Annotated in this window: 8 protein-coding genes; 4 read left to right on the forward strand and 4 right to left on the reverse strand. The window is 32.1% G+C overall.

Annotated features, from left to right (window positions below; translation table 11 throughout):
* Positions 1-13 precede the first annotated feature (13 nt).
* Positions 14-2404, reverse strand: a complete 2391-nt coding sequence (locus FF125_RS20485) for a TonB-dependent receptor (RefSeq protein ID WP_138951922.1) — start codon at positions 2402-2404, stop codon at positions 14-16.
* Positions 2405-2917: 513 nt separating this feature from the next.
* On the opposite strand from FF125_RS20485, the gene FF125_RS20490 reads away from it, so the two are divergent.
* Both FF125_RS20490 and FF125_RS20495 read left to right on the forward strand, forming a co-directional pair.
* A complete protein-coding gene (locus FF125_RS20490; protein ID WP_138951923.1) occupies positions 2918-5701 on the forward strand; it encodes a TonB-dependent receptor in 2784 nt (927 codons plus the stop codon).
* Between the two features lie 106 nt (positions 5702-5807).
* Positions 5808-6242 carry a hypothetical protein gene (locus FF125_RS20495; RefSeq protein WP_138952663.1) on the forward strand — a complete coding sequence of 145 codons (435 nt, stop codon included), beginning with the start codon at positions 5808-5810 and terminating at the stop codon, positions 6240-6242.
* Positions 6243-6267: 25 nt separating this feature from the next.
* On the opposite strand, the gene FF125_RS20500 is transcribed toward FF125_RS20495, so the two are convergent.
* The 3 genes from FF125_RS20500 to FF125_RS20510 form a co-directional block, all read right to left on the reverse strand.
* The gene (locus FF125_RS20500) at positions 6268-7047 is read right to left on the reverse strand and encodes an amidohydrolase (protein WP_138951924.1); all 780 of its coding nucleotides are present in this window, start codon (positions 7045-7047) and stop codon (positions 6268-6270) included.
* Between the two features lie 68 nt (positions 7048-7115).
* The gene (locus FF125_RS20505; RefSeq protein WP_138951925.1) at positions 7116-7610 is read right to left on the reverse strand and encodes a hypothetical protein; all 495 of its coding nucleotides are present in this window, start codon (positions 7608-7610) and stop codon (positions 7116-7118) included.
* A gap of 60 nt (positions 7611-7670) precedes the next feature.
* On the reverse strand, positions 7671-8846 hold the full coding sequence (locus FF125_RS20510) for a methionine aminotransferase (protein WP_394344116.1): 1176 nt from the start codon (positions 8844-8846) through the stop codon (positions 7671-7673).
* A 52-nt stretch (positions 8847-8898) separates the two neighbouring features.
* Here FF125_RS20510 and FF125_RS20515 point away from each other — a divergent pair, with 52 nt between their 5' ends.
* Positions 8899-10989 (forward strand): S46 family peptidase, encoded by a 2091-nt coding sequence (locus FF125_RS20515; protein WP_138951926.1) that lies wholly within the window; start codon positions 8899-8901, stop codon positions 10987-10989.
* A 20-nt stretch (positions 10990-11009) separates the two neighbouring features.
* A complete protein-coding gene (locus FF125_RS20520; RefSeq protein ID WP_138951928.1) occupies positions 11010-12284 on the forward strand; it encodes a leucine-rich repeat domain-containing protein in 1275 nt (424 codons plus the stop codon).
* Positions 12285-12362 lie beyond the last annotated feature (78 nt).

Here is a 12362-nt window from a genome sequence, read left to right on the forward strand (position 1 = left end):
GAGATCTTACAACCTAGAATTTTAATGTAACCCCTACCAAAAAGTTAGTAGTTGCCTGCGGATAATATCCTGCTCCCTCTATAGTTGTGGTCTGATTTGGGACTGACCAAGTATCATCATACGTATAATAATAGCCATTAGAAACATACTTTTTGTTAAAAATATTATTTACCAAAGCTGAAAATACAATAGACTTGAATATACTTTTAGGTTTCAGTTCATAAAATAAATTAAAATCACTTACAAAGTAGCTATCTAACTTCGATGTATCTGAATCCGTATTCCCCATGTACTGTTGACCAATATATTTACTTAAAAAAGAGATTTGTAAATTATTTAAGGGTCTATATACAAAAGCATTTGAAGCCACAATATCTGGTGAAAAAGAAATATTTGTTTTCCCTAAATTCACTAATTCTCCATCCAATTGCGTCTTATATTTAATATTTTTATTAGTACTTAATGCAACTGCAGGTTGAATAGCAAATTGATCTAAAAATTGAATTTGTGCGTCAATTTCTAGTCCCAAACGGTAACTCTCTCCACTATTTGCTCTAATAGGTGAACCTACATCGTCCAGGGCTCCTGTTAAAACCAACTGCTCATTATAAAGCATATAGTATATATTACTATTTACTTTTATATTTCCTTTATCATACCTCCAGCCTAATTCGAAATCATTTAATTGTTCTGGCTTAACATTCGCATTGGCTTCAAAATCATCTTTATTAGGCTCTCTATTAGCTCTTGCATAGGAAAAATATAGATTATTTTCTGGATTTAAAAAATAAGTAACCCCCGCTTTCGGGTTAAAAAAGTTATAATTTTTATCAATAACTAAAGGAACTCTATCAGAGTTTAATCCAGATGTTTCATAATCTACCATTCGCAATTGCAAATCACCAAAGAGACTGAATTTGTCATTTAATTTATAAGTAGCTTTTGTAAATAAACTAAAATCTTTTTTAGTTCCATTACCATCATAATAACGATGATTAATTGAATTATCACCAGAAAATTGAGCCCAAATCACTTTACCAAAATGATCTCCATCATAGTAACTATATGAACCTCCTGCCGTAATATTTAAATTATCCTTTTTATAATTTACAGAAGCATTTGCCACGTAAAAATCATTATCTAACCATTTACGTCTAACCAAATCTGTTTCATCAATAACCGTAGCACCAACATTAATTTCAGCCAAACCATAATCAGAAAAACTCTCCTCTTCCTTGTATTGTTCATAATAACCTCGTCCGTAGGTGTAATTAAGTCCAATGTTTGTTGACCAGTTATTAGTTATATGCTGGTTCCAATGCAATTGAAAATGGTCTTGCTTATAATCGTCAACTTCATTTTCATAAAATTGTGGATTTCCATTAACATCCATGTAGCTTCCTGATATGTTATAGGTTCTATTATTCTCTAAAACATCTAAATCTTCTATTCCGTTCCAAGCTAAATAAGTGTTTTCATGCCCACCAAAAACTACCGCTTTTAATAATGTATTATCATCTACATAGGCTGCTTGTAAAAAGTAAGATTTTAAATTGGCCTGAGCTCTATCAACATAGCCATCAGATTTAATCTGCGATAAACGTCCTGCAAATTCAATATGATCATTCAGCAAACCTGTACTAAATTTTACGGTATGTTTACGGGTATTAAAACTTCCAAAAGAATTAGAAATTTCACCATTTGCACTCTCAGAAATTGCATCTGTTAACACATTTATACTTGCACCAAATGCACCAGATCCATTTGTAGAGGTACCCACACCACGTTGTAATTGTAAATTTTCTACTGACGAAGAAAAGTCAGGCAAATTAACCCAAAAAGTACCTAAAGACTCTTGGTCATTATAAGGAATGCCATTAATAGTAATGTTAGTGGATTGTGCACTAACACCACGCACTCGAATACCAGTGTAACCAATACCAGCACCAGCATCACTAGTGGTTACTACTGAAGGCATATAATTCATTAAAATAGGAATGTCTTGACCTAAATTACGTTTCTCAATTTCTACTTTCTCAAGATTTGAATGCGTTATCGGAGATGTAGCATCAACGCGTACCGCTTTTACCAATACTTCGTCTAGTAACTTTGGATTTTCGGAAATTTTTATGTCTAGTTCTTTATCTGCATAGAGATAAAATGATTTTGAAATAGACTGCCCCATAAAACTAAAAACCAACGTATACTGACCTTTACTCAGCTTTAATTTATAAAAACCTTTAAGATCAGTGGCAGTACCACTTTTTGTGTCTTTAATTAATACGGTTGTGCCTGGTAAGGGCTGTTCATTTTGATCAAGAACGTTACCCGAAACGGTAAATTCTTGCCCGTAAGCATAAAACGACAGCACAAAAAGAAATGCGAATAGAAATAAATTTTTCATACGATTAAGTATAGTTTTAAATAATTAATCGAATAAAAAGAGGCAATTATTCTTCAGTTTATATAATTGATTTTTTTGAAGCCATAACTTCACATGAACAATAAAAAGCACAAATCACGCTTTTATTGTCAACTTCCCTAAACAGCATTATCTGTTCTAGGTTCAATGGGTATAATCTCAGCCGATATTAGGCACCCCTTTATTGAGACAATGCAAATGTAAAGTAGAATTATCAATTACTAACAATCATTTATATTTATTTTTTAAAATAATTAATATAAACTGCTTAAAATGAAGAAATGTAAGTTCAATAATATTTATATTGAAAATACAATAAATAGATAATAATTATCTTAAAAAATATAACTATCGATAAAAAGGGCATCCATACACCAAACATTTATCAACAACACTTTATAAACGGTTGAAAAGTTAATGTTTTCTTAAAGTTGCAATTGTTTTAAAAACATTATTTTTGCACGGTAAAATTTAAAACTAATTCAATTTACGCACATGAAAAAAATTACTCAATTATGTTTGATGTTATTGTTTTTTGTAATGTCATCAGCAATTTATGCACAAACCATTACAGGTACTGTTCAAGATGAATCAGGGCCTTTACCTGGAGCCAATATTTTGGAAAAGGGAACTACTAATGGTACTACAACAGATTTTGACGGAAAATTTTCGTTAAACGTTAAAGGAGGTTCAGGATCAATTGTACTTTCTTTTGTTGGTTTCTCAAATAAAACAGTAAAATTTACTGTTGCATCAGGTGAAACTAAAGATTTAGGAACAATTACATTAACTTCAGACAATGCCTTAGATGAAGTTATACTTGTAGGAGTTGCTGATATTGCTAAAGAAAGACAAACTCCTGTTGCGGTTTCTACAATTAAAGCATTGGAGATTCAAGAATCTTTAGGAACCAAAGAATTTCCAGAAATTTTAAGTTCAACACCTTCAGTTTATGCTACAAAACAAGGTGGAGGTTATGGAGATTCAAGAATCAACATTCGTGGTTTTGATCAACGAAATACAGCTGTTATGGTTAATGGTATGCCCGTTAACGATATGGAAAATGGCTGGGTATATTGGTCTAACTGGGCTGGTTTATCAGACGTTACTTCTGCAATGCAAGTTCAAAGAGGTTTAGGTTCATCAAAATTGGCTATTTCGTCAGTTGGTGGTACAATAAACATTTTAACAAGAGCTTCAGACAAATCTGAAGGTGGTTCTATTACAGGATCATATGGTCATGACAACTCAATAAACACCATGGTATCTTACAACACTGGAAGATTAGATAATGGCTTGTCTGTTTCGGCTTTAGTAGGTAGAAAAACAGGTGATGGTTATGTTGATGGAACTGAATATGAAGGATACAATTACTATTTAGCATTGGGTTACAAACCTAATGAAAATAATGACTTTCAGTTAACTATTACTGGAGCTCCTCAACAGCACTTTCAAAGAAGTTATGCAGAACCATTAAGTGTTTATCAAAAATACGGAGAATATGGTGAACCTAATATAAAATACAATAGTGGATGGGGTTACAGAAACGGTGAAACGGAAACTTTTGCAGGTAATTTCTATCATAAACCTGTAGTTTCTTTAAACTGGGATTTAAAATTATCAGAAGCTTCTAAAGTTTCTACTGTATTATATGCAAGTTTAGCACGTGGTGGTTCTATCGGTGCTATAGGTAGAATAAACGGGAACGCCTCTTACGCAGACAGACTTGATGATGCAAATGGTCAAATTAGGTTTGATGATATTATTTCTTGGAACTCTGGTCAAGATGTACCTGATTTTGCAAATGCAGCTTATGGAGACCCTATTAGACGTACTCCTATTGATGGTGCATTTACAAACACCGGAGATAACGGACACCCTTCTAGTGTTGGAGGTGAAGGAAAATATGGAAGTGATAATGGTATCTCTCAAAGATCATCAATGAACTCTCATAACTGGTTCGGAGTTATATCTAATTATAATACTAAATTAAATGAAAATTTAACATTGGATTTTGGTGTTGATCTTAGAACATATAAAGGAATTCATTACAGAAGATTAGTAGACAATTTAGGATCTGCTGGTTATGTAGATTATGATAACGCAAATTTCCCTAATGGTGTAGCAATTACTGAAACATATGCTCCAACGATTGCCAATTTATGGAATGTTTTCGCAAATCCAGAAGATGAACAACAAATAGATTACTATAATGATGGTAAAGTAAATTGGGGAGGTGTATTTAGTCAAATAGAATATACCAATGGTACTATTTCTGCATTTGTTCAGGCTGCCGTATCAAGTCAATCATTTAAAAGAATTGATTATTTTACATATACAGATGACGATCCTGCACAAGAATCTGACTGGGAAACAATCTTAGGTGGAAATATTAAAGGTGGTATCAACTGGAATATTAATGAGCAACATAATATCTTTGCTAATGCAGGATATTATTCAAAACAACCAAACTTTGATGCTATTTTTCCTGATTACAACAATGATGTAAACGAAGATTACGAAAATGAACAAGTTATCGGTCTTGAAGTTGGATACGGTTTCCGTTCAGAAAATTATTCTTTAAATCTTAATTTATACAGAACATCATGGGCTGATAGATTTGAATCAACTTCTGAAGTTTTTGATGTAAACAACACACCAAATGATGATAGAGATGATGTAAGAGGTAATGCAAATATCAATGGTGTTGAACAAGTACACATGGGTATTGAATTAGAAGCTAAAGCTAGATTTGGTAAATTAGATATTCAAGTAATGACTTCCATAGGTGACTGGCAGTATAATGGAACAGCTTCAGGTAAAGCTTATGATGAGGATCAAAATTACTTAGGTGACGTTGATTTGTATTTAGATGGTGTTAAAGTTGGAGATGCTGCTCAATTTACTGCTAGATTAGGCTTAAGATATGAAATCATAGAGGGTTTAAAATTTGATATATCTCAATCATATAACGATAAATTATATGCAGATTTTAGTGCTACTGATTTTGCAAGTGAAGGAAACAGTGCTTTGAAATTACCAAGCTATTCTTTAGTTGATGCAGGTATGTCTTACAACTGGAAATTCAATAATGATAAAAATTCATTGAATTTTAGAGTAAATGTAAACAACTTGGGAGATAAAGTTTATATTTCTGAGTCTGACACCAATTATCAAGTACGTTCTGGAGATCCTACTTGGAAAGGTATTAGTACTGGAAACAGAGTTTATTTTGGATGGGGAAGAACATGGAATGCTTCTGTAAGGTTTAATTTCTAATTCGACCTTCTTCATAAATTATAAAATTGAAAAACCCTGCATAATGCAGGGTTTTTTATGCTTAATATTTACTACTTTTGTTTTAACTCAAATATCAAACGACATGATGAAAATAATTCACTCTTATTGGGCTTATTTAGTATTAGCCTTATTAGTTATAGCAACCATTAATGCTATCATAGGTTTAACTCAAAACAAGGAGTTTAAAGACAAAGATTTACGCATTTCTTTGTTTACTTTAATAGTTACACATATTCAATTACTTATTGGCCTAGGGTGGTATTTTATGTCTCCGTCTTATAAAGCCATAAAAGAAGTTGGCATGAGTGAAGCGATGGGAAACCCTGGTTTACGTTTATTAAGTGTAGAGCATCCGTTAATGATGATAATAGGTATTGTATTTATCACAATTGGCTGGTCTAAACATAAAAAACAAACTTCTGATAAGGCTAAGTTTAAAACAATTGCTATTTTTTACGGATTGGGATTACTATTTATTTTGAGTAGAATTCCTTGGGGTCAATGGTTCTCTCAAATATAAGGTTGGAGAGAAAAATTATTTATTTTTAATCAATCCTGAACACATCCCTGTCTTCTAAAAATTTAAATTTATCTCTAGTGCTAACGAGTTTTTGTTTTGAAAGTGTTATAACTTCTGTAGTGTTTTCATAGGGCTGTATTTTAGATATTTGCATCCCTAAGGCGTCAAAAGCAATAGAGTTACCTGTGTACTCATAGTTGTTATTATCGGTTCCAATTCTATTTACACCAATACAGTAACTCATATTTTCTATAGCTCGTGCTTTCAGTAAAGTATGCCATGCTTCTATTCTAGGTTTAGGCCAATTGGCAACATAAAACAACAAGTCATAATCCTCTGTATTTCTAGCCCAAACAGGAAAGCGAAGATCGTAACACACCATTGGACAAATTTTCCATCCTTTATAGTCTACTATTAATTTTTCAGTACCTGCTGTATATAGTTTGTTCTCACCTGCCAATGTAAACGTATGTCTTTTATCATATGTTTTTAGTTCACCATTAGGATAAACAAATAACAACCGATTATAATATTTTTGGTCTTCTTCAATAACAATACTGCCTGAAATTGCAGTATTCTTTTTTTTAGCCACCTTCGTTAACCAGTCTATCGTTTTACCAGTCATGGTTTCCGATACATTTGCTGGCTGCATGGTAAAGCCTGAAGTAAACATTTCTGGTAGAATAATTAAATCGATCTCTTCAGAAATACTTTCAATACGTGAAGTCAAATTTAGCTTATTTTGCTCTCGGTCTTCCCAAGCCAAATCGGTTTGAACAATGGCAATTTTAAGCTCGTTAGTCATACGTTAAAAATACACTGCGTAAAATTCGCATGAAGATTACGCAGTAATTTATTTATAATTTAAAAGATTTACATCTTTCTTAATTTCTTTTGTGCTTTTTCAATATTCTCCTTTTGCTTATCTAACTTTTTAAGCCATTTTTCTTCATCCTGCGGCGATAATTTACCATCAACTTTTAACTTCTCGTATTTCGCAGTATCCTTTTTTAGCTTTTTTTGACCTTTTTCTAAGTTACTTTCTGCTTTCTCTCTTTTTTTAACCGCTTTTTCAGCCTTTTTTTGCTTTTTCTCCGCTTTTTTCTCCGCTTTTTCTGCCTCTTTTTGCTTTTTCTCCGCTTTTTTCTGCTCTTTCTCCGCTTTTTCTAAGGCTACTTTATTCTTTAATGCATCTTTAATAGCTGTTTGTTCAGAGACCGTTAAATTAGGCGTTACGTCCACCCCATCTAAAAAGATTAAATCTTTCTTTATTTTATATTCCTTTCCTTGGTATTCTATTTTTTGAGCTGATACAAATGTCACCATTACTAATAATGACAGTGTAATAAATAATTTAACATGTTTCATAAGTGTATGTTTTTAAATATTTGTTTATACAAAGTTACTTAAAATAGTAAAGTACTATATTTATATTTTAGTTAAAATATTTGTCGCCATTTTTAACGTTTCATCCTTTTTTGCAAAGCAAAATCGAATCATTTTTTGATCCATATTATCTGAATTAAAAACGGAAACTGGTATTGCTGCTATTTTATATTCTATTGCTAATCTTTTAACGAAATCTATATCACCTTCATCACTTATGGCACTATAATCTAACAGTTGAAAATAGGTGCCTTTTGAAGGTATAAATTTAAACCTAGAATCTTTGATCTCATTCAAAAACAAATCGCGTTTATCTTGATAAAACGGAGATAGATTTCTATAATGACTATCTACCTTCAAATATTCTGCAAAAGCTATTTGCATGGGATGATTCGCACAGAAAACATTAAACTGATGTACTTTTCTAAACTCGTTCATCAAATCAGCAGGAGCCGCACAATACCCTATTTTCCAGCCCGTATTGTGAAATGTTTTACCAAACGATCCAACCACAAAAGTTCGCTCTTTTAAATGCGAATACTTACAAGCACTTTGATGGTCCAATTCATCAAAAATAATATGCTCGTAAACCTCGTCACTTAAAACAATAATATTAGTGTCTTTTACTAACTTTTCAAGTGCCAACATATCCATACTACTCCATAGAGATCCACTCGGATTATGCGGAGTATTAATAATTATCATTTTGGTTTTCGCAGTAATTTTCTCCTTTACTTCTTGCCAATTAATTTTATAAGTAGGAGCTTTTAATTGCACATAAATGGGCTTACCATTATGTAACTCAATTGCCGGTTCGTAACAATCATAAGCAGGTTTAAAGATGAGAACTTCGTCATCTTTACGAATAAAAGAGGCTATAATTGTAAAAATGGCTTGTGTAGCACCAACAGTTACCGTAATTTCAGTGTCTGGATGGTATTTTGCTCCGTATAACCTATTCATTTTCTTAGCAATTTGCTCACTAAGTTCAAAAACACCTGCCATTGGTGCGTATTGATTGTAACCTGAATGCATTGCTTTTGTGACTAAATTTAATAATTTTGAATCTGTATCAAAATCAGGAAAACCCTGTGAAAGATTTATAGCATTATGTTCTTTTGCCAAGGTATTCATTATCGTAAATATGGTCGTTTTTAGACTTGGCAACTTAGAGTTAATTTGCATATTACATTTTAAGGCATAATATAGTAAATTCATTAATTAATGAACTGACTTTTTTTTATCTTTGATTGAATTTAAAACAATGGCAATGAAATTTTTTAAAATACTAGTATTTTTAATATCAATACAACTTTCTGCTCAACAAGGTGGTATGTGGATTCCTTCTTTACTTGAAGGTATGAATGAGCAGGAAATGCAAGCACTTGGTAGTAAACTATCAGCAAAGGATATTTATGATGTTAATAATTCAAGTTTAAAAGACGCCATTGGTCATTTTAATGGTGGCTGTACAAGTGAAGTTATTTCACCACAAGGATTATTATTAACCAATCACCATTGTGGATTTAGTCAAATACAGTCACATTCTTCCTTAGAAAATGATTATTTAAAGGATGGTTTTTGGGCTATGAACTTGTCAGAAGAATTACCTAATGAGGGGCTTTATGTAGAGTTTATTGTTCGTATTGAAGATGTAACCGATGCCATATTAAATGGCGTAACGGATGTTATGTCTGAAAAAGAAAAGCAATCCTTAACAGATAAAAACAGTAACGCCATCCAAAAAAAGGCAAAAAAAGAAGCTTGGCAAGACACAAAAGTAAAATCGTTTTTTCAAGGAAATCAGTATTTTCTTTTTGTAACGGAACGCTTTGAAGATATAAGATTAGTTGGTGCACCACCTACAAGTATTGGTAAATTTGGTTCAGATACTGACAATTGGGTTTGGCCAAGACATACCGGAGATTTCTCAATGTTTAGAATTTATGCAGATAAAAATAATCGTCCAGCTTCCTATTCTAAAGATAATGTTCCTTATAAATCAAAACACTTTTTACCTATTTCACTTGATGGTGTTGCCGAAGGTGATTTTACAATGGTTTTTGGTTTCCCTGGAAGTACTGATGAATACTTACCAGCAGTTGCCATTGCACAAACAGTAGAAAAGATAAACCCGAGTAATATTGCCATACGCGAGGCTGCCTTAAAGGTTATTGATGCAGCAATGAAAAGTGACGATAAAATCAGGATTCAATACGCTTCGAAACAAGCAAGAATTGCCAATTCATGGAAAAAATGGATAGGTGAAAATCTAGGTCTTAAAAAAAGTAATGCCGTTGCAAAACGACAAAATTTTGAATCTGAATTTACCAAAGCAGTAAAAGCAAAACAACTAGAAAGTAAGTACGGAAATTTATTGGCTAAATTTGAAAAATTATATGCCGAAATTGAACCATATGCAGTGAAACGTTCAAATTTTTCAGAAGCATTTATACGTAACAATGAATTAATGCAAATGATGTTTAGGTTAACGCAGCTTGAAGCTGTTGCAAATCAAAACAAAAAAGGTTTTGAAAAGGCTAGAAATTCTATGATTTCCAGCGTAAAAAGTGTTCACAAAAATTATAATGTTGGTGTTGACAAGGGCATTTTTGAGGCTATTATGCCTTTTTATACTGATAACATTGATGCTTCTATTTATGACAAAACCAGTTTTACCAATGTAGATAAAGCACTAGAAGTTTTAGAAGGAAGTGCTAATGACGTGGTAAAAAAACTGAATGCAGATGCCGCTTACCAATATGCAAAGCCATTTATTGTTGAATTTTACTCGAAAATTGATCCAGAGTATCAACGAATTAATACTGAAATAAATGCCTATCAGAAAGAATATATGCAAGCTCAAATGGAAGTTTTACCAAATCAAAGGTATTTTCCAGATGCAAATAGTACATTGCGAGTTACTTATGGACAAGTAAAAGGGTATGAACCTAGAGATGCTGTATATTACGAACCTGTTACTTATCTAGATGGTGTTATTGAAAAGTATGTTCCAGGTGATTATGAGTTTGATGTACCTCAAAAATTACAAGAATTATATAAAAATAAAGATTATGGTCAGTATGCCGATAGTAATGGTAAAGTTCCCATTTGCTTTTTAGGCACAAACCATACTACAGGTGGTAATTCCGGAAGCCCTGCAATTGATGCTGAAGGAAACTTAGTAGGCTTAAATTTTGATCGTGTTTGGGAAGGTACCATGAGTGATTATTATTATGACCCAGAAATTTGTAGGAACATTATGGTAGACCTCCGTTACGTCCTTTTTATAGTTGATAAATATGCTGGAGCAAAACATTTAATTAATGAAATGAAATTAGTGCACCCTAAACAAAAATAAATAACCCCGTTACAATTTTAATGTTTATCAAACCTCAAAAGAAAACACTAACAAAAGCAACAAAGGTACTTGTACTCGTATTGTTTTTGGTTATAAGCAATTCTTTTGCTCAAAACACAACGATACCAGATCGTAAATTTGAACAAGCTTTAATAGACTTAGGTTATGATACTGGAGTCATAGACGGTACAGTACCAACGGACAATATAAAAACTGTTACCTCTTTAAATGTTTCAAATAAAAACATTTCTGATCTTACAGGTATTCAAGATTTTGTAGCCCTTATTAATCTTTCCTGTGCCTCTAACAATTTAACAAATTTAGATTTCAGCGAAAATACCCAATTGACGAAGTTAATTTGTTCTAGTAATCAATTGGTAGACATAAATATTAATAAAAATGTACTTCTAAATTGGTTGGATTGTTCTAAGAATAATATATCTCATTTAGATCTAAGACAAAACACAGCATTAGTAACGTTTTATTGCTACCAGAACCAGCTGTTAAATTTAAATATAAGTCAAAATGTGCTTTTGACCAATTTACAGTGTTACAGAAATCAATTGCAGGGTTTAGACGTAACTCAAAATACAGCATTAACTTTTCTTTTCTGTGCTTTTAATAACCTCACCAGCTTAGATGTAAGTAAGAATGTTGCTTTGAAAAACCTATACTGTTACAGCAATCAACTCACTGAATTAGATGTTAGTCAAAATAAGGAGCTTATACTTTTAGATTGTTTTAGAAATCAACTTACCAATTTAGATGTAAGTCAAAACACTAATTTGGTACAATTATACTGTTACAACAATGAAATTAAAAGTTTAGATCTCAGCCAAAATACGGTGTTGAGAATGTTTAATTGTTCAAATAATCAATTATCAAGTTTAAATATTAAAAGTGGTGCCAATGCAAATATAAACCGCTTCTTTGCTCAGAATAATTCTGATTTAGATTGTGTAACCGTAGATGACCCAAGCTATTCTACTGTAAATTGGCTAAATGTTGATACTCAAGTTACGTTTAGTTTAAATTGTAATCCGCTGAGCACAACTGATTTTGACCTCGATAAGTTGAGAATATATCCAAACCCTGTTCAAAGTGAACTTAATATCTCTATTTCTGATAACGCAAATTACACACTAGTTAACGCCAATGGACAAATTATTTTAAAAGGTATTATGGACCTAGGAGAAAATAAGATAAACGTAACTAATATTGCGAATGGTGCATATTACCTCATCATCAAAACGGAAACAGGAGCCATAACTTCTAAAAAAGTGATAAAGACTTAATACATAAACTTTGGCCTTGAAATTACAATTTTACACTTCAAATAAATATGACCTTTTTAGTTCCTTTAAAAAATTGTT

The organism is Aureibaculum algae, from assembly GCF_006065315.1.
In the GTDB taxonomy this organism is placed as follows: domain Bacteria; phylum Bacteroidota; class Bacteroidia; order Flavobacteriales; family Flavobacteriaceae; genus Aureibaculum; species Aureibaculum algae.